The sequence below is a fragment of the Acinetobacter amyesii genome (genome assembly GCF_023499985.1).
GTDB classification, from domain to species: domain Bacteria; phylum Pseudomonadota; class Gammaproteobacteria; order Pseudomonadales; family Moraxellaceae; genus Acinetobacter; species Acinetobacter amyesii.
In genome coordinates, this window is record NZ_JAMCOU010000032.1 from 151,501 (window position 1) to 169,817 (window position 18,317).

An 18,317-nucleotide genomic window follows, 5' to 3' on the forward strand; every position below is an offset into this window, starting at 1 on the left:
ACGTATTACCCGCAAATACCATGTAGTAAAAACTCCACAGCACGTTTGGCGAGTTTTTCCTGATCTGCCTCGGTATGGCCTTGCAAAGCTGCACGTAAAATGGAGGTGACCATGGCATAGTCTGCCGGTTTAAAGTCTGCTCGGCAGCGACCATTTTGAATGGCCTGATCAATCATCGGTTGCAAAATGGCATCACGTCGTTGGTATATTTCAACCATGGCGGGATCATCCCGATCGATCACACGCCAATATTCCATTAGGGCTGTGAGATAGGGAATATTATAAATATGGTCTTGAATGAGGCGAATAAATCCATCATCGAACTGTGCATAATTAAGCGCACGTTGTTCAAGTCGGTTTAAGGCAGCTTGCATTAAGGCGAGTACCAACTCACGACGGTCATTAAAATTACGATAAAACGTCGCACGTCCAACTTGAGCCTGATCCATGATGAGTTGTAGAGGAGCATTGATTCCGTGAATACGGAATACCTCAATCGCAGCTTCTAAAAGGATTTCACGATTTTGTGCAGCGAGTTGTTGACGTGTGGACATTATTCTTTGACAGCATCATTTTAAATTTATCTAGATATTAAACGGACAAAAGTGTCCGAAGTAAAATCGTATTCGATAGCAGTTTTGTAACTTGTCTTCTATGTAGTTAAATAAAATGAATCAATTATTTATTTTTAAAAGGAAATATTTTTCTATCGGCATCAATCTGCATCCGCATTGGAAAGACCGTCGAGACATAATTACTGACAATTGACCCTAAATCGGCAGATAAATAAGGTGAATATCTGCACAAAAATGCTATGCTGAATTTATAAACAAGATAATTATAAAAATGGAGGGCATTCAATGAGCAAATTAAGTCGGGCTGTGCTGCCTATGCTGTGCCTGTGCAGTTTTTGGATGGTGGGTTGTGATACGACAGACGAATTGCATCGTCCTCAAAATGAACATCGCACCATGATCATTGGCGGTGTCCCTGTAAATGACCATGACTATAAATTACCGCGTGAAGATGTTGCGCTCAATGAAGCCGCTGCAGATGACGATTAGCAGATGGATCCGTAAAAAAAATAGGGTGGACATACTGTCAGTACACGGTAGTGAGACGTGACATGTAAAGGGTCACAGATGCAGTGTGCTACGTCAGATGTGTGAACATTTTGAAGTAGACGTCTTACTTCTGCAGTTTAGTTTGTTGGATTAAAGCCTTACAAACATTTAAAAAGGCTCTGTACTCGCCCAGTATGCCCGAACTGGAATGAACCGTGGTTCAGATGCTTAAATCAGGTCAATCTATCAGGTCTATTTGCCAATTGGATGCCTGAATTTCTAAGTTATTTTGTCTAAGTTGCTGACTAATGCTATCGGCCTGTTTTTGTAAATCTGCCACTGCAATGGTTTTAATCCAACGGATTTCACTCGAGCTATAACGACCATTTTCACGGCGTGAGCTGTCAATCGCTTGTTGCAAGATACGATGCTGTTGGGTCAATAAATCACGTTCATTGAGCACTGAAAGCACGGAGCGTCCAGAACTGGTTTTAGCCTGTGCATTGGTGGCGTGAATCTTTTCAATTAAGCCATAAAGTTCTGTATTTACGGCAAATGCTTCTTGAATTAAAGCATTCGGTTCTTCGCTAGGTGCATCACCTTCTTGAATGAGCACGTTGTTATTGATTCGTTGTTGCAGCGACGCCAATTTTGTTTGTAAGTCACTGCGTAAAAGTAGGGCTTCGGCTAATTTCATTGTCTTGATATTAATTTGTACTTTTAGCGATCATGCGATGGATTAATGCAGTATTCAAGTTATTTATAGTGAAAAATTTGGTCAATTAAAATAAACATTGCAAATTATAGGGAGAAATTCAGAGATTCTATCTGTAAAATTGCCACGAATTTAAGTGAAAACGGTGTGACAGTGGAATCATTTTGGATATTAGGCTCGATTGCGGCAGCACTATTACTTGGTGCAATGAGCCCGGGGCCAACGTCAATTTATGTGGCGAAGAATTCCATTGCGATTTCACGTAAACACGGTTTATTTACCGCCCTTGGTACAGGTTTGGGTGCTGCAATATTTGGGCTTTTAGCGGTATTGGGTTTGCAGGCATTTTTATTGGCTGTACCTTCTGCTTATTTAGCTTTAAAAATTTGTGGTGGTTTATATCTGCTTTGGATGGCATTTAAAATTATAAAACATGCCAAAGAACCGATTGAAGCTGGTGATGCCAGTAGCTCGCAGATGTCACTCCGTCGTGCATTTACCACTGGTTTAATTACTCAGTTGTCGAATCCGAAAATTGCAATTGTGTTAGCCAGTATTTTTACGGCACTTTTACCGAAAGAGATTCCAACGTATTTTTACTTTGTACTGCCAGTTTTGTGTTTCTTTATCGATGCAGGGTGGTGCTCATTGGTCGCTGTGGCTTTATCGGCAGAAAAAACCCGTAAAGTCTATTTGAAGTTTAAAGCGGGTTTTGATCGGGCTGCAGGGGCAGTAATGACAGTGCTTGGATTAAAGCTGATTTTTGGGATGAAGTGATTGAACTTAGCTCTCTAAAAAAGCCTCTTTGATAGAGGCTTTTATTTATTCATAATCACAAATATCCAGTGTCTTTCTATTTTTAAAGTGATGTTGCCAAAACTCTTTAGGTAAGCTTTTTTCTTGAATTAACTTAACCAGAAAATTGATCCACTCTTCTTGATATAAATAATCATTATGAGCTTCGTCGTAATGACAATATTTTGTATTCGTATCAAAAGGATCACTTACTCCTCCAAACTCTGAGTATGGCCGAATTTTAAATATGCAAAGTAAATACTTATGATCAGTATGATTTAAAGTGAAATTAGTTTTCTCTTTCACTTTTGATAAAACTTGACCCGGTTTCAATTTTCCAATATTTACTGCTTCAACTTTAACAACTTTATCTTTTACAATTGTCGTTAGTTGGTCATATTTCTCTTTATCTTCTTCTGACAATGAACTCCAGTTGACAAACTCAACTGCTAGATCACTTTTTTTTGTATTGGATATTTTAGGGATTTGGATAAGCTTGATACTATATTCTTGAGATTCGAATACTTCATCACGGATATGATCACGATACTTTTTGATGAAATCCACAATATCTTTATATTCATTAGAAAGTAGTTGTTTGCTAGCTTCTTTTTGTTGGCTTGTTCGTACTCTAGAAAACTGTAATGAATAAGCTAAGCTTTCATTAATTGCATATTCCTCACCAAATAATTTTATTAATTCACTTTCATAGTTGTAAAGAAGTGCTTGGCATTCTCCAAAAATTGTTAGTCCTATTTCATCTTTATCAATTGTTCGATGTTCAATTTTATTGCGAAGTTTAATGAAGAACTCTAAGTTGGTTTTTACAGCTTGAGATAATTTCCCATACTCTTTTATACAAGTTTTTAATTCCCAAGCTTTTTTTTCAGCATCTATGAGTTTATAGCGTCCATTTTTTTCTTTATAAAAGTATGTTTCACCAATAGTAAAATTAAAATGAGCTTGAAAAAGCCTAGTCCAAGCCATAATCATATGTGTAACAAAGGTTTCAACTCTGAATGGAGCTCTCGGTTTATTGTAAATTTCAACTGCTAGCAAAGCACAATCAATTGAACTTTCTAATAGGGATTTAGTTTTACCTTTTCTAAGTATAGGTGCTTTCATATTTGCTTTGATAATTATATTTATCTGAAATATTAGCAAATTTATTCGTTTTTAGAATTATCTAATTTACTTTTGTCGGGGCAAAAGTAACCAAACCCCTTTGTTCGTTAGAGGGCACATCCGTATGCCCCTAACGAACGGGAGACATCCATGTCGCAAGTCACCTGATTAAATGCTGATTTGGAACTCAAAAGAATTTCCCTCTCCTTTGAGGAGAGGGTTAGGGAGAGGTAAAACAAAAAAGCCCCTACAACGTAGAGGCTTTTTCTTATCTTAATCTAAAAATTAAGACACTTTATCACCAGCTTTAGCACCAGATTCAGGTGAAATCACCCACACACCATCGCCATTACCCGCAGCTAAAACCATACCGTTAGAAATACCGAAACGCATCTTACGTGGTGCAAGGTTTGCCACCATCACCACCAATTTGCCTTTAAGGTCTTCAGGTTGGTAGAACTCACGAATACCGCTAAACACGTTACGTGGCTCAGCTTCGCCGACATTTAAGGTCAATTGAAGCAGTTTATCTGAACCTTCAACGTGAGCAGCTTCTAAAACTTCCGCTACACGTAAGTCAACTTTTATAAAGTCTTCGATACCGATAATTTCAGCTTCGCCAACTTTAAGCTCAGGTTTCTTTTCAGCTTTTTTCTCTTTTTTCTTCTCAGCTTTTGGTGCTTCCGCAGGTGCAGCTAAAGAGTCTTTAGACGCATCAACCATAGCAGCAACAGCTTTTGGATCTACACGCTGCATCAATGGTTGGAATTGAGCAATTTCATGATCCACCAAAATGGTTTTACCAGACGCAAAGTCGAAAGATTCAAGTTTTAAGAAGCTTTGAACTTCTGCTGCCAATGTAGGAAGTACTGGTGCAAGATACACAGCCAATTGACGGAACAAGTTAATACCGACAGAACATACGTCATGAACTTGTTGTTCTTCGCCTTCAATTTTCGCAAGTGCCCAAGGCTTTTTCTCGTCGATATATTGGTTGGCTTTGTCAGCAAGCGCCATGATTTCACGGATGGCTGCAGAGAACTCACGTGCTTCATATTGAGCAGCGATTGAAGCGCCTGCATCAATAAAGCTTTGTACCAATTCAGGCTCTGCACACGTTGCAGAAAGTTTGTTATCAAACTTGGTGTTGATGAACTTGGCACAACGGCTTGCGATATTGACCACTTTACCAACGAGGTCAGAGTTTACTTTCTGAACGAAGTCATCAAGATTTAAGTCAGAATCTTCAACTTTGTCGGAAAGTTTAGATGCGAAGTAGTAACGCAAATATTCAGGGTTTAGATGCTGTAAATACGTTTCCGCTTTAATAAACGTACCACGAGATTTAGACATCTTCTGACCATTTACAGTCAAGAAACCGTTGACGAACAGGCTTGTCGGTGTGCGATAGTTTGCACCTTCAAGCATTGCAGGCCAGAATAATGCGTGGAAGTAAACGATGTCTTTACCAATGAAGTGATACACCTCATTTTTAGAATCTTTTTTCCAGTAGTCGTCAAAGCTTAGGTCAGGACGTTTAGTCTTGATGTAGTTTTCAAAGCTCGACATATAGCCAATTGGCGCGTCTACCCAAACGTAGAAATATTTGTTTGGCGCATCTGGAATTTCAAAACCGAAGTAAGGCGCATCACGTGAGATGTCCCAATCAGACAAACCTGCTTCAAACCATTCATCGAGTTTGTTGGCAATTGACACAGGCAGACGGCCTTCGTCTCTTGTCCATTTTTGCAGGTATTCACCAAAGTTTGGCAGTTTAAAGAAGTAGTGATCTGAAGATTTTTCTACAGGTGTCGCACCGCTCAAAGTCGATTTTGGATTGAGTAACTCAGTTGCGTTGTAGGTTGTACCGCACACTTCACATGAGTCGCCGTATTGGTCTTCCGCTTTACATTTCGGGCATGTGCCTTTAATGAAACGATCCGACAAGAACATTGCTTTTTCAGGGTCAAACAATTGCGTCACAGGGCGTACAGCAATGTTGTCCGCTTCACGGTTCTTAATGTAAATCTCTGAAGCGCGTGCTTGGTTTTCAGGGCTATTAGTTGAGTCGTAATGGTCAAAGTCAACTCTAAAGCCAGCAAAGTCGCGCTCATGTTCTTTTTGTACATTGGCAATTTGCTGTTCAGGCGAAATACCATTGGCTTCCGCACGCAGCATAATCGCTGTACCGTGAGCATCATCCGCACATACATAAGTCACGTTATGACCCATTGCACGCATGGCACGAACCCAAATATCAGCTTGGATATAACCGAGTAAATGACCCATATGAATTGGGCCATTCGCGTATGGAAGGGCGTTAGTAACTAAAATATTACGCACGGATATGACTCTCTCATTCGTATTTATGCAATGGGCTGTAATTTTACATGAGATAGCCAGTACTTGCACAAGGGAATAGGTGAAATCTTTGCAAAAGTAAAAAAATCTATATTGCTGACACAATTACAGTGATAATAGGGCATATCTGTGATGCCTTTAGAGTGACAAGCCCATGTACGACGACGATTATGATGACGACCAGCCTGTGACCCGTATTCCGCAAAATCAACAGCCTAATAAACAACTCGGTCAGCACATTGTCAAAGAAGCACAACAATACCTTGAGCAGATTTCGGCAGATGAACATGCATTACTGATTCAGACTTTACGTGATTTGGCTACAACTGAACCTTACTTCGAGGTATTGGCCGATGAACTAGATCAGCCTATAGAAATGAAAGTAGCGAATGATGCTTTAAATTTATTGTATTTTTGGCAACTGCTCCATCAACATGAAGATCAAAAACAGTTTCATTTACTCGATGCGATTAACACCGAGTTTTTTCAGACAGAAATGTTGAAAGCCTTTGATGCCTTAGAGATTGGTGAACATAAAGCACAGCGCCGTCAGGTACTTCTAGATGCGTTTAAACTGTATAAATTAGACATCCATGCCGGTTGTATCCCTGTGTTATATGCACAGCTTGAAGGTATTTTGACGGACGTGCTGATTCAAACCGGTTTCTTAAATCAAAACGGCACTAAATTTGTCGATGTCTATAAAATTGTACCGGGGCTTAAAGGCAGTGAAATTAAAAGTCTGTGGCACAAATCTAAAATTGCCAATGAGTTGAATCCGTATTTTGCCGAATTGGCAGCCTACCAAATGGATAGCAGCTCTACTGTAGCCATGACCCGTCATAATATTTTGCATGGGACTGACGTCGCGCATTTTAATCAGGGACGGAGTTTTATTCTGTTTATTTGGCTGTTTTCCGCAGTGAGCTTTATGAGTACGGTCAGCAAATAATCTTTTTATGTAGCGGTAAAGTGCGTCATTAGGGGCTTTACCGTTATTCCTTTTGCTTAATTTAGATTGATGAATATCAATACAATAAAAATAGCCTTTATATTTTTCAATGATTTAATACATTTAAACTCGGATCAATTTTAACTCCTAACTTTATGCCAAAAAGCATAAATGCAACGTCATGTAGCTCAATTGTTTCTAAATGCATATTTTTAAGGTCATCCCGTCAAAGCACGTTATAACTATTGTTAGACAATAACAGAGAAGAGGCGAGAACGATGACAACTGAAAATAAAATTGATCAATTGAAAGATAAAGCGTCAGAATTGGGTGATGATCTAAAGCTCAAAGCCAAAGAAGCTCAGCTTGAAGGTGAAAAAGCCCTCGATGGTGCAAAGCATAAAGCTGAAGAGTTAAAACTCGAAGGCGAAAAAGCCTTAAATGATGCCAAGCATGAACATACCGAGCAGAGTAATGAAGCCAAAGATAAATTTGAGCATCTCAAGGCTGAAGCCAGTCACAAATTAGATGAAGCCAAAGTCAAAGCCGCCGAACTTAAACATGAGGCTGTCGAAAAATTTGATGAACTAAAAGTGCAGGCGACAGAGAAATTTGACGAGTTAAAAAAGAAAGCCACTGACACACTGAATAAGTTTAAAAAAGATGATCAAGCTTAATTGGGGCTGATCAAAAAAGCCGTTCTATCAAGAGCGGCTTTTTTAGGATTCATTGTTTTAATCCATCTAAATTTTCAGTCTTAATATTTTTGACTTGATCATCGACTACGGTAATCACATAGCGCATATTGGCAATTTCATAGGTGTAATCTACCGCTAGTTTCGCAGGCAGATTTTTCTCTTGCAGCGGATAAGACACCATTTTCATCGGAGAAGCTTGCATACGCGAGCGCATAAGATCAAGGCTATCACCAATCGCCACAGTTTGTCGGTCAGGTGTTTGAATGGCTTCAGTCGCAATTTCTGCATAGGCTGCTGAAGTCAGGACCATCAAGGCACATAAAGTTGTTTTATATACAGACTTCTTATAGATAGTCTTCTGATACATCGTCATCCCCATTTTAAAAATTAAAAAGCACAAAATGTGCCGTTAGATTGCACATCCATCACTATAATTATTCTGTTGAAACGATTGAAATATAAACTGAAATTACGCTGTAAAAGTATGGTTGATATGTAATCAATTTAAAATTTAATGGCATTGGTTTAGCCGCATAGATCAACTACAAGGGCATTTTAAGTGGCGCACGCTTGAAAACTTGCTTAAAAGCCGACTAAATTACTCAACTTTATAAGCTTATAGGAATAAGTCATTCATCTCCCTCTTACTCTGGGGCAGATGAACAGGTAAACTATCGCTATTATCTTTTGATGTTCCTGTTTGGAGACAACATAATGTCGTGGCTTTCTTCTCTAAAATCTGTGTTTTCACCCTCCCAAGAGGTGAAAGAAGAGGAAATCCAACAGGTTTTACAAAACTATGTACTTCCCAATTCAAATAATGCCTTAAAAGACCGTATTACACAGGTAAATGTGCAAGGTCAGATCTTACAGATTACAATTAATACCTTTCCTTCAGAAGCCGATGACTTACAAAAAATCCATGATGATTTGGCCGATGCATTGGAAAAATGTGGCATCACAGAATTAAATATGCACGTGATTCAGCAAAAGACTGGACATACATCGGGTGGTTGCGGTCATCACCATGCAGAAGGCGAAAGCTGTTCTAGCCAAGAAAAAGCTGAAAGTTCAGCAGCAAAAAGTCAGTTACCTCCAGTTGTGGATGCGTCTGCGAAAACACCTGAAGCACCTGCTGAAGTTGATCCGAATAATCCGCCGATTCAAAAAGCGGCTCCACAACAGCGTGATGTACCGAAACATCCACGCATTAAAAATGTCATTTTGGTGTCATCTGGTAAAGGTGGTGTGGGTAAATCGACCACCACAGTGAATTTGGCGCTTGCATTACAACAACTGGGTTTAAAGGTTGGGGTATTGGATGCAGACATCTATGGTCCAAGTATTCCAACGATGCTTGGCAACGCAGGCTGCACGCCGATGATTGAAGCTGAGCAATTTGTTCCCATCGAAGCCTATGGTATGGCTGTGCTTTCAATTGGTCACTTAACTGGAGATAACAATACGCCAGTGGCTTGGCGTGGGCCGAAAGCGACGGGGGCGTTAATGCAGCTCTTTAACCAAACTTTATGGCCTGATCTGGATGTATTGGTCATTGATATGCCACCAGGTACAGGTGATATTCAGTTGACGCTTGCACAGCGTATACCGGTGACAGGTGCTGTGATTGTGACGACACCACAGAACGTTGCATTAATGGATGCGACCAAAGGTATTGAGTTGTTTAATCGTGTACACATTCCCGTGATGGGCGTGGTTGAAAATATGTCGACCCATATCTGTTCGAACTGTGGACATGAAGAGCAAATCTTTGGCACAGGTGGTGGCGACCAACTTTCAGCTCAATATGACATTCCACTCTTAGGTCGTTTACCGTTGAACGTACAAATTCGTGAAAATGCCGATGCAGGGAAACCGTCTGTGATTGCTGGTGATGATGCTGCTGAAAGCTATATGGCGATTGCGCAAAAAATTGCAGATGCATTGCCTCAAGCTGAAAAAGATAAAAACCGTATTTTCTAAGGGTTAACTGAAATTTAAGTTGCTCGCATTAAATCTGGCCTCGTGCCAGATTTTTTTTTCTTAATAAGACCCATTTTGATTTTTTATAGGCAGTTGGTTGCTGTAATTACACAATATTACATTGTATGCATATGTAACGATATACTTTAGCGCTTAATCACACTCATTAAATTATCTTGATAAATAATGAGTTAACCAAATGAAAACTTTAGTCAAATCTATCGTTCTTGCTATGAGTACAACTGTGTTCGCTGCTTCTGCAATGGCAAATACAACGGCTCCTACGGCGAAACAAGTTGCAGGTCAAATTGCGCAACAAAAAATCGCTGCAAATTCAGATGTACAAAAAGCGGTAAAAGCAAAGTCTGAAGCTGAAGCGAAAGCGGCAAAAAAAGTCAGTGATCAAAAATCAAAATTGACTGCAAAAGAACTTAAAGCGAAAAAAGCAGCTGAAGCTAAAGCAGAGAAAGCTGCAAAAGACTTGAAAAAAGCGATTGTGGGTTAATCACTGACAATTGATTTTTCAGTGCGCCTGACTTCGGTCAGGCTTTTTTTGTCAAAATGAAAAACAGCAGCGTTAAACATAGACTTTTAGAGGATTTTGACTGTACAGTTTCATAAATTATACGCTGAAATATTTGCTTAATATTTTGATATTTAAACATAAAAATTAGTCATCACTAAAATTCATTAATCATCGTAAAATAAGTTTTTGCTAAGTCCAGCAAACTGAATTAATCTTCGCGGATTAAGTTTGAGGTCAAAGTATGATTTCATGGTTTTTTATTGGTCTAGTTATCAGTATTTTGTTAACGCCGGGACCAACCAATACGTTACTCGCATCTTCGGGTATTCAAGTTGGGCTACGTAAATCATTCCGACTCATTCCAGCGGAAGCCTTTGGTTATCTTATTTCGATTAGCCTATGGGGTTTTCTCATTGGTAAAATTTCCGTACATCTCCCTTTACTGCCGACCATTTTGAAATTGTTTAGTGCCGGCTATATTCTATTTCTGGCTATGCGATTATGGCGTACAGCAACTGTCGCTGAAAATTTTAATCAAAAGGGCATTCGTGCACGCGAACTTTTTGTTGCAACGTTATTAAATCCTAAAGCACTACTATTTGCATCTGCGATTTTTCCTGCATTGGCTTGGCAAAATGCGCAGTATTATGTAGCACACATGCTGATCTTTTTGTTGTTGATTGTTCCTATTGCATTCTTTTGGACCTTTCTTGGTTCCGTTTTGGCATCGAATAAAATTAGTTGGCTCAATCAAGCCAATCTACAACGAACAGCGTCACTGGTCTTGGTTAGTTTTTCGATTCCACTGAGTTATTCTGCGATTTTAAAACTCTAAATTGATTTGAAAATGACTAAATCCGCTTAGTTCGGCAAAGCTTATTTTCATTAAGTCGGATTTCAGTTAAAGTACCACGCAATAATTGATTTAAGTTTTTGGATAGAGATAAATGGCTATTAAGTCTGATCGTTGGATTCGCGAAATGAGCGAAAAACACGGCATGATTGAACCGTATGCAGAAAACCAAGTCCGTTATGATGAAAATGGCGAAAAGCTTATTTCGTATGGCGTGTCGAGCTATGGTTATGACGTGCGCTGTGCTCGTGAATTTAAAGTCTTTACCAATGTTCATTCAGCAATTGTTGACCCTAAAAACTTTGACGATAAAAGCTTTATTGATATCGAATCAGACGTTTGTATCATTCCGCCAAACTCGTTTGCACTAGCACGTACAGTCGAATATTTCCGTATTCCTCGTAATGTGTTAACCGTTTGTTTGGGTAAATCAACCTATGCTCGCTGCGGTATTATTGTCAATGTGACGCCTCTTGAACCAGAGTGGGAAGGTCACGTGACTTTAGAATTTTCGAATACAACCAACTTGCCTGCACGTATTTACGCGGGTGAAGGTGTCGCACAAATGTTGTTCTTCGAATCAGACGAAGTGTGTGAAACTTCTTATAAAGACCGTGGTGGTAAATACCAAGGTCAAACCGGTGTGACATTACCGAAAGCTTAATCCTTCGGATTTAGTTTAAAAAGCGGGCGAATTAGCCCGCTTTTTTTGTTGGGTCATTCATCGGAAAATAGACCATTCGGTGGGGAAGTTTTTGCAATTGAGTAATTATTCAGCATAATAAAAAGTTAAGTGACTGGTCTATCACAAGTCTCCATTTAAGGAATAAATGGACAATAACATCAAAGCCAGTTCTCAGGAATAAATATAAGAGAGATGCAGAGCATCTGATAAAAGGAAGGTCGAGATGACTCAATTCACCCAGGCTAAGTTATTCCGCCAGAGTTGCTTAGCAGCCGCAGTCAGCATGTTTGCTGCACCATCTGTTTATGCGCTTCAAGATTTATCAGATGAAGCACTTTCAGCCACAACGGGTGAAGGTGTTGCACTCACTTTAGAAAATTTCAAAATGGTCTTTCAAGGGCCAAATGACCGTTCTACGGCTTCTAGTTATGCGTCTGGTATGGTTGATCCAGGGAAAAGCGATACAGGTTTTATTCGGATTATTCCTACTGGTGAAAACTATGAACAATTAGGGCAGCGTGCTTACGATAAAATCTACAAAGCAGCTTATGTTGATGCTTATCAGCAAGGGCGAGTTACGGGCTATAACGGTGTTTATGACTCCACTTTCTTAAGTTCTAAAAGCACCTATGAGACCAATAATGCTACACGTATTACCAATGAAACCATAGCAACATATTCAACAGAATATCGTGGCCGATTAGTACAGTCTTATCTTGAATCACCAACGATGAAGGCATATTACGATCAGCGTTATGCAGATTATTATGATGGTTCATCGGCTGGCTTATCTTTTGAAAACGATGGCACAACGAAAGAATCAATTACACCGTTCTTAAAAGAAAAGTCTCAAGCTGCCGCTTTAAAAAATACCTATGAGATGATTGAGTTACTATACGGTAACAATAGTACGGGTAATTTACCGACCACTTCGACATTTTATAAAAATTATGTCTCAGGAAAAATTACACGTTCAAATATTATTGATACAACAAAAGATGCTCAGTTAAATGCCAAAGCTGCAGAAACCCTCAATCAGTTGGCAACGGACTATGCCAAGCTTGAAGCTCAAAAGGCAAGTGATGCAGCATTAGCAACCGTGAAGAAAAATGCTGAGATTACAGCAAAACAAATTGCTTCGACTGCGACCGTATCGAGTCTCAGATCGAAAGCAGATGTATTTATATATGGCTTAGCCCTGTCCAATAGCAAAGATAAAAATGGCAAAAGTTCATTAGCAACGCGCTATACAGACCAAGGATTTAATTGGGGTACAGCAGAAAACCCATGGCTTTTCCATGCGGGGAATCAAGATGTTGAACAATTTGCGAAAGATAATAAGGGGAATGTTGGTTACTTAGCGATTGAGGCACCATTAAAGAAAATTGCGGCAGATGATGCATCTAACAACATCAAGCTTGGTTTGTGGATGGATGTATTTTCACGGTCTTTAAATTCAAGTAATGTCGTCGATCCGATTACCGGTGCGCCGATCAGTGGCTTAGATAAAGACTATCGTTTACGTACTCAAATTGTTGCGAATGGTTTGAGTTTTAATGGTTCACAAGTTCGAATTTTTCAAACCCTAAAATCAACAAATACCAACTATAACCAAACTTTAGGTTTAGCCAGTTTAATTCGTATTAATACCAATGATCGTGCTGAGTCACTGAGTATCAATGACGGTGATTTGGATGCTCGCGGTATGCGTATCAGTACAGCTGCACGCTCCGAACTGGATGATGGTACTGCAGCGACACCAGCGATGGATCGATCTGCAGCTCCAATCTTTCATGAAACTGAAGGTCTATATTTATATAGCCCAAATATCAATTTAGTTTTAGGAAATATGTATCAGCCCTTTATTGTGGGTTCAGAAGGTCGAAATATTATTCTGGAAGTAACTCGTATTCCTAACGTGCCTTCTATATACAGTAAAATTTATACTTACTATACAGATATCGCTGGAAATACTACAGGTACATCAGGCTTAACGGCTGCAGACTTTAAAGGATCAACCTGTAACGTCTATAGTTGTGGCACAGAATTAAAAGCCAATGCTTCAGATGCTACAGCACTGTATCAAGGGCGTGATGCAACACATAGTAGTATTGCAATCGGTACAGTAGAGCGCTTGCCTGGTAATCTGCTGAATGCAAAAAGTACGGATACGGCGACAGGTGTGGTCTTTAAAGGTGTCAATGGACAAAGCACGAATTTAGGATCTGTTGCCATAGATGGCGTCTTGATTCAGCACTTAAAAATAAGAACAACAGGGCTGTAGGAGAAATTACATGTATAAAATTTTATGCGCTGTTGTTTGTGCTGCACTGACACAAACTCATGCAGGCTTAGTGTCTATGGATAATACCGAACTCACTGCTGCAACCGGTCAAGGCGGTGCTGATCTCAGTTGGACACTTTCATTAAACCATCAATACGCCAATGATATGTCGAAAAACAACATTTCTATCATGGATGCGAATGGAAAAACGACTCAAGCTTTTTATGGATATCAATGTTCATCCAATGAGTTTTGTCGCTTAGCACTTGCGCCCAATAATCATGTGGATGCAAATGGTAATAAGAAATGGTTGGTGTTTAAACAGTTTCAAGGAACGTTACAGATCGATCAATTTTCACTAGATGGTGTGACGATTATCAATCGTGAAGGTAATCCACAAACGGCTATGCAGTTGACATTTTATGATGATAAGCCATTAAAAATTAGAAATTTAGGTTTTGCTACGTTGGCGGTGGAAACAGGGACGACAGGTAAGGAAGGTTATGAAAATACCAGTACTTATACGACCTATACCGAAAAGAAAGCTGATGGAACAACTTCAACTTTAGCAGTGCCTGATTTTGATCGTGGTTCAGAACAGGGATTTATGGGTGTTAATGTGCATGGCAACATGCACATGAGTGGAAAGTTAAACATCTTCAGTTTTAACTGCACTGGAAATGGTGCAGGTCGCTGTTAATCAGCTTTGACTGAATATAAGGATATTGTGATGAAAAAAATAACAACTTTAACGGCACTCGCAACCAGTATTTTACTTGCTCAACACGCCTATGCTTTTGAAGCGATGACCGATGAAAGCTTGGGTGCAGTTACTGGCCAAGATGGTATTTCGATTACCCATGAAGTTTCTAGAGTCAAAGTTGATCAGTTAAATTGGGTTGACCCAACCGACCAAAATAAGATGAAAATGGGTTTGCACAATGTGCAAATAGATGGCGTTGGGCAAAGCACCATTACATCAAAATTAGATTTTGATGTCGGGACTACGGATGCTGGTGTAGGCATGCGTATAGCTGCGAGTGTCAGCCCATTTACGGCTGTTGCACAAAATATTATGTTGCTGTGTCAAGGTGCAACGTGCCAAACGCCTACACAAAATTTAGGTTCACTTACGATTGCAACATCTTCACCTTTAAAAGTATTACTTGAAACCAGTAATGGTCTATTTAACCGTAATGATACGGCATATATGGAATTTCAATTGCAAAATGCCAGTATTAGTCATGGTATGAATGGACATAGCGTAACCTTAAAGGACTTTAACTTTAACTTTGCTGGTTCAGGTTATATGTATGTCGCAGCTGATGAAGGCATTGTTCTCACCACAAAGTCCACAGGGAGCAAAGACCATGCGGTCAATTTGGGGCGGGTAAAGGATACTTCAGATGTACATAGCTCACGTAGCGATGCCACAAACCCCGGCGTTAATATCGATTTACGATACGGTACCGATGGTGGTGCACAGCGCAATTTAATTCGTATGGGAGCATCGGGTGCTGTCACTAATGCACGAGTTGCCTTAAATGCCAATCAAGAAGGAATTAAAGATTTTGGTCTAGCAACGAAAGCTTCAGGATATGAGTCCGTTGGTTCAGGTGGTTTACATTTAGGTGTGCGCGCGGATTTCACTTCAAAGGATGATCCTAGTCTTGTTGCAGGTCAAGCACAGACAACCTTAGAAATTGGCCATACGGGTATTGGTAGTTATGCCATTGAATTTTCTAATTTAACGTCTTTAGTTGCTGATAAAAATGCCTATATTGATTTTGGCGATATTTATATCAATACCATTCAAGCAAAAAGCCTTGATTTTCTGGTAAATGATAAATTAAAAGCGACATTAGGTTTAACCAATAATGTTTTAACCCAGAATCTGTCAAATCAAACGGCGGGTAGAAATTTTGCACTTGTGGCGATTCGTGGTATGGATTTTCAGTCCATCGCGCGTACCGCACGATTTATTTCGGATAACTCAATTGCTGCAATTGCAAGTAATGACAACAGTTGGGGGATTGGTATCCCGATTTATAATATGAATGCCAACGTTGCATTATCAGAGAAAAAATACAGTTATAAAAATGCGGCTGAAAAATCAGGTATTGGCTATAACCTTGTAATGAGCACAGATGGTTATGGTGTTGATAAAAAAACAGGAACACCAAGTACAACTTCCATTATTTTGATTGATGGTAAAAAAGGTATTAATGGTCAAGAAGTCAATTATTATGCAGGCTTACGAAACATCAATGCACTTATTCAATCTGATGGTGTGATTGGCTATGAAAATGATGGCATCTATGTACGTGCAGACAATTTATTGATTGCAGCCAATGCCGAGTTAGCGATTGGTCAACTTCCGGGTTCAACCTATAACTGTGCGACTACAGCTTCTGCCAAATGTGGGACCACAGTACCTTTAGATAATTTCTCTAAACGTGATGATGTGTTGACGAATATTGCGTTTAAACTCGATGGTAAGGGTGAGCTATTTATAGTGACGGGTCTAAATGACAGTGCAGAAAATAACTATTTGTCTTTCCGTGGAAGCTTTGAATTTAAAGCATTAACTGATGCTGAAAAGAAAGATCAAAAAGTTATGGGAAGCTATTTAAGTTTGATGAATGAAGATGTAAATGCCAGCGGTGTCGTTTCAGCTTCAAGTATCAATATTAATAAAATGCAGGGCGATCTAGGCTTTGATGCTCGAATTAAAATGAAACAAGATTCGGTAGAGTTTGATAATCAGGTAAAATTCAATCCAACCAATAATATGTCTAAAGCGTTTCGTGCAGAAGTTTCGATGTTAACAAATGGCAATATGCAGAAGATGGCGGATATTGCCCTAACCGGTGGAACAATGCGAAGTACGATGGGGATTACTCCACGCTAGTAAAATTAAATCAATAACAAATAAATAAAATAACGAACAGGGAATTTGTTATGAAAAAGAAGTTAATCAGAGGTTTGATATTCTCGACATTTGCGATGAGTAGCTTATCTCATGCAATGATGGCTTTAGATGATGAAAGCTTATCAAAAGTTGATGGTCAAGCTTTACTCTCCATGGAATATACGCAGGGGTATAATTCTGTGGATGAGAGTGGACAAGCCGTTGACCAATCCAAAGTTGGCTTTTATAAACTTGGTTTGGAAGCTGAAATGGAGCTCAATGCCAATATTAAAAAGCTCCAATTGGGTTGTGGTGGTGCAAATGGCTCAGGTGCTTGTGATATTGATATTGATCATATTTCACTGAGTGGCTTGCCTGCAAATAGCAATTATACGTCGGATGAACGTGCGGCAACTTCAGCTTTGCTGACCAATCCTTTTATCGAAATTGCAATTAAAGATCCGAAATCAGCGGCAACACGTGAAGTGATGGGCTTTCGTTTGAGCGCTGAAAAAATTTCTGGATTAATGACATTAGGTACAGAAAATAGCAATACACCCAATGGTATCAATACCTTTAGTGGTTATATGAAAACAAAAGCGTCTGCGGGTGTTGCAACAACTGCCGAGCGTGTGATGGACTATGCTTCTACGCAGCAATACATTGAAGGGGCTGTTAAGGGGACATTATTTGGTGCTGAAGTTGATCTACCGCTTCACTACAAATCAGATAATTATTCTTTTAATTTAAAATCAACCACGGCTCCTTTTACGATTCCAGCCACTGTTGTAAGTGGGAATCGAATGACAGATGTACAGTTAAAGGGTACAGGAACTGTTGATCGTCTAGATTTTAGTGGTCCATTAGAAGCTCAAATCTCTTTACTCGGTTTAAACATTAATTTGAATAAAGATGTGACGGGGTATCTTACTGGGCTAAAAACCGATATTACGGTAAATCAAAGTTTAGGTTTGATTCACGCACTTTATCTAAATAACCCTGCTTCGCTATCTTTACAAGCTCAAAAAATACTCTGGCCTGGTGCTGCAGTCGCAGCAGAAAGAGGGTGGTGGCTGGCGATGGAAGATGAAGTCGATTTGGGCAGTATTACACCATCAGATAAAGTGGCGATTACGGATGAAGTATTGAAACAAACGATCGCCGGAATTAACCATGACCTAAGTACCAATGTTCGTAACTGTGGAGATTTACTCTTTGGTTGTGTTGCAGGTTCTTCTTTGGATGTTAAAGAGATTAAAAACCCGTCATTAATTGATTTCCCATTAACCAATTTAAAACTGTCTGGACAGGAGTTTCGTTCTAACTGCTTCGGCGGTCTGAAATTCTGTTAAGGCTTAAAATATT

Annotated in this window: 17 protein-coding genes; 12 read left to right on the forward strand and 5 right to left on the reverse strand. The window is 39.4% G+C overall.

Features of this window, described 5'->3' with window-relative positions; all coding sequences use genetic code 11:
* Nucleotides 1-5: 5 nt before the first annotated feature.
* Nucleotides 6-554 (reverse strand): TetR/AcrR family transcriptional regulator, encoded by a 549-nt coding sequence (locus tag M5F03_RS10585; RefSeq protein WP_180059305.1) that lies wholly within the window; start codon nucleotides 552-554, stop codon nucleotides 6-8.
* Nucleotides 555-860: 306 nt separating this feature from the next.
* Between M5F03_RS10585 and M5F03_RS10590 the strand changes: the two genes are divergently transcribed.
* Complete coding sequence (locus tag M5F03_RS10590) at nucleotides 861-1,064, forward strand: NF038215 family lipoprotein (protein WP_078191077.1); 204 nt, start codon at nucleotides 861-863, stop codon at nucleotides 1,062-1,064.
* Between the two features lie 238 nt (nucleotides 1,065-1,302).
* Here the strand turns inward: M5F03_RS10590 and M5F03_RS10595 are convergent, their stop codons facing one another.
* Nucleotides 1,303-1,761 (reverse strand): DIP1984 family protein, encoded by a 459-nt coding sequence (locus M5F03_RS10595; protein ID WP_180004754.1) that lies wholly within the window; start codon nucleotides 1,759-1,761, stop codon nucleotides 1,303-1,305.
* Nucleotides 1,762-1,932: 171 nt separating this feature from the next.
* On the opposite strand from M5F03_RS10595, the gene M5F03_RS10600 reads away from it, so the two are divergent.
* A complete protein-coding gene (locus tag M5F03_RS10600) occupies nucleotides 1,933-2,556 on the forward strand; it encodes a LysE family translocator (RefSeq protein ID WP_249708291.1) in 624 nt (207 codons plus the stop codon).
* A gap of 45 nt (nucleotides 2,557-2,601) precedes the next feature.
* Here M5F03_RS10600 and M5F03_RS10605 read toward each other — a convergent pair whose 3' ends face one another.
* Nucleotides 2,602-3,699 carry a DUF3644 domain-containing protein gene (locus M5F03_RS10605; RefSeq protein ID WP_249708293.1) on the reverse strand — a complete coding sequence of 366 codons (1,098 nt, stop codon included), beginning with the start codon at nucleotides 3,697-3,699 and terminating at the stop codon, nucleotides 2,602-2,604.
* Nucleotides 3,700-3,984: 285 nt separating this feature from the next.
* Nucleotides 3,985-6,042 carry a methionine--tRNA ligase gene (gene metG / locus M5F03_RS10610; protein ID WP_249708296.1) on the reverse strand — a complete coding sequence of 686 codons (2,058 nt, stop codon included), beginning with the start codon at nucleotides 6,040-6,042 and terminating at the stop codon, nucleotides 3,985-3,987.
* Nucleotides 6,043-6,214: 172 nt separating this feature from the next.
* Between metG and M5F03_RS10615 the strand changes: the two genes are divergently transcribed.
* A complete protein-coding gene (locus tag M5F03_RS10615) occupies nucleotides 6,215-7,012 on the forward strand; it encodes a hypothetical protein (RefSeq protein WP_249708297.1) in 798 nt (265 codons plus the stop codon).
* A 278-nt stretch (nucleotides 7,013-7,290) separates the two neighbouring features.
* On the forward strand, nucleotides 7,291-7,689 hold the full coding sequence (locus M5F03_RS10620) for a hypothetical protein (RefSeq protein ID WP_111884912.1): 399 nt from the start codon (nucleotides 7,291-7,293) through the stop codon (nucleotides 7,687-7,689).
* Between the two features lie 49 nt (nucleotides 7,690-7,738).
* Here the strand turns inward: M5F03_RS10620 and M5F03_RS10625 are convergent, their stop codons facing one another.
* Complete coding sequence (locus M5F03_RS10625) at nucleotides 7,739-8,077, reverse strand: hypothetical protein (RefSeq protein WP_249708298.1); 339 nt, start codon at nucleotides 8,075-8,077, stop codon at nucleotides 7,739-7,741.
* Nucleotides 8,078-8,424: 347 nt separating this feature from the next.
* Here M5F03_RS10625 and apbC point away from each other — a divergent pair, with 347 nt between their 5' ends.
* From apbC to M5F03_RS10665, 8 genes are all read left to right on the forward strand, one after another.
* On the forward strand, nucleotides 8,425-9,693 hold the full coding sequence (apbC, locus tag M5F03_RS10630) for an iron-sulfur cluster carrier protein ApbC (protein ID WP_249708299.1): 1,269 nt from the start codon (nucleotides 8,425-8,427) through the stop codon (nucleotides 9,691-9,693).
* Nucleotides 9,694-9,892: 199 nt separating this feature from the next.
* Nucleotides 9,893-10,198, forward strand: coding sequence for a hypothetical protein (locus M5F03_RS10635; RefSeq protein WP_249680508.1), 306 nt, complete (start codon nucleotides 9,893-9,895; stop codon nucleotides 10,196-10,198).
* A 262-nt stretch (nucleotides 10,199-10,460) separates the two neighbouring features.
* Nucleotides 10,461-11,054 carry a LysE family translocator gene (locus tag M5F03_RS10640; RefSeq protein ID WP_078192265.1) on the forward strand — a complete coding sequence of 198 codons (594 nt, stop codon included), beginning with the start codon at nucleotides 10,461-10,463 and terminating at the stop codon, nucleotides 11,052-11,054.
* Between the two features lie 112 nt (nucleotides 11,055-11,166).
* Nucleotides 11,167-11,736, forward strand: coding sequence for a dCTP deaminase (dcd, locus tag M5F03_RS10645; protein ID WP_005008040.1), 570 nt, complete (start codon nucleotides 11,167-11,169; stop codon nucleotides 11,734-11,736).
* 244 nt (nucleotides 11,737-11,980) lie between these two features.
* Nucleotides 11,981-14,041 carry a hypothetical protein gene (locus tag M5F03_RS10650; protein ID WP_249708300.1) on the forward strand — a complete coding sequence of 687 codons (2,061 nt, stop codon included), beginning with the start codon at nucleotides 11,981-11,983 and terminating at the stop codon, nucleotides 14,039-14,041.
* A 10-nt stretch (nucleotides 14,042-14,051) separates the two neighbouring features.
* Nucleotides 14,052-14,741, forward strand: a complete 690-nt coding sequence (locus tag M5F03_RS10655) for a hypothetical protein (RefSeq protein WP_067764582.1) — start codon at nucleotides 14,052-14,054, stop codon at nucleotides 14,739-14,741.
* A gap of 30 nt (nucleotides 14,742-14,771) precedes the next feature.
* Entirely contained in the window at nucleotides 14,772-16,952 is a 2,181-nt protein-coding gene (locus tag M5F03_RS10660; RefSeq protein WP_249708301.1) for a DUF6160 family protein, read from the forward strand.
* A gap of 50 nt (nucleotides 16,953-17,002) precedes the next feature.
* Entirely contained in the window at nucleotides 17,003-18,304 is a 1,302-nt protein-coding gene (locus tag M5F03_RS10665; protein ID WP_111884918.1) for a hypothetical protein, read from the forward strand.
* Nucleotides 18,305-18,317 lie beyond the last annotated feature (13 nt).

Excerpts from the sequence above, each read along its gene's own strand:
- M5F03_RS10585 (WP_180059305.1), bottom strand. The coding sequence starts at position 554 with ATGTCCACACGTCAACAACTCGCTGCACAAAATCGTGAAATCCTTTTA.
- M5F03_RS10590 (WP_078191077.1), top strand. The coding sequence starts at position 861 with ATGAGCAAATTAAGTCGGGCTGTGCTGCCTATGCTGTGCCTGTGCAGT.
- M5F03_RS10595 (WP_180004754.1), bottom strand. The coding sequence starts at position 1,761 with ATGAAATTAGCCGAAGCCCTACTTTTACGCAGTGACTTACAAACAAAA.
- M5F03_RS10605 (WP_249708293.1), bottom strand. The coding sequence starts at position 3,699 with ATGAAAGCACCTATACTTAGAAAAGGTAAAACTAAATCCCTATTAGAA.
- M5F03_RS10615 (WP_249708297.1), top strand. The coding sequence starts at position 6,215 with ATGTACGACGACGATTATGATGACGACCAGCCTGTGACCCGTATTCCG.
- M5F03_RS10620 (WP_111884912.1), top strand. The coding sequence starts at position 7,291 with ATGACAACTGAAAATAAAATTGATCAATTGAAAGATAAAGCGTCAGAA.
- M5F03_RS10625 (WP_249708298.1), bottom strand. The coding sequence starts at position 8,077 with ATGTATCAGAAGACTATCTATAAGAAGTCTGTATATAAAACAACTTTA.
- apbC (WP_249708299.1), top strand. The coding sequence starts at position 8,425 with ATGTCGTGGCTTTCTTCTCTAAAATCTGTGTTTTCACCCTCCCAAGAG.
- M5F03_RS10635 (WP_249680508.1), top strand. The coding sequence starts at position 9,893 with ATGAAAACTTTAGTCAAATCTATCGTTCTTGCTATGAGTACAACTGTG.
- M5F03_RS10640 (WP_078192265.1), top strand. The coding sequence starts at position 10,461 with ATGATTTCATGGTTTTTTATTGGTCTAGTTATCAGTATTTTGTTAACG.
- dcd (WP_005008040.1), top strand. The coding sequence starts at position 11,167 with ATGGCTATTAAGTCTGATCGTTGGATTCGCGAAATGAGCGAAAAACAC.
- M5F03_RS10650 (WP_249708300.1), top strand. The coding sequence starts at position 11,981 with ATGACTCAATTCACCCAGGCTAAGTTATTCCGCCAGAGTTGCTTAGCA.
- M5F03_RS10655 (WP_067764582.1), top strand. The coding sequence starts at position 14,052 with ATGTATAAAATTTTATGCGCTGTTGTTTGTGCTGCACTGACACAAACT.
- M5F03_RS10660 (WP_249708301.1), top strand. The coding sequence starts at position 14,772 with ATGAAAAAAATAACAACTTTAACGGCACTCGCAACCAGTATTTTACTT.
- M5F03_RS10665 (WP_111884918.1), top strand. The coding sequence starts at position 17,003 with ATGAAAAAGAAGTTAATCAGAGGTTTGATATTCTCGACATTTGCGATG.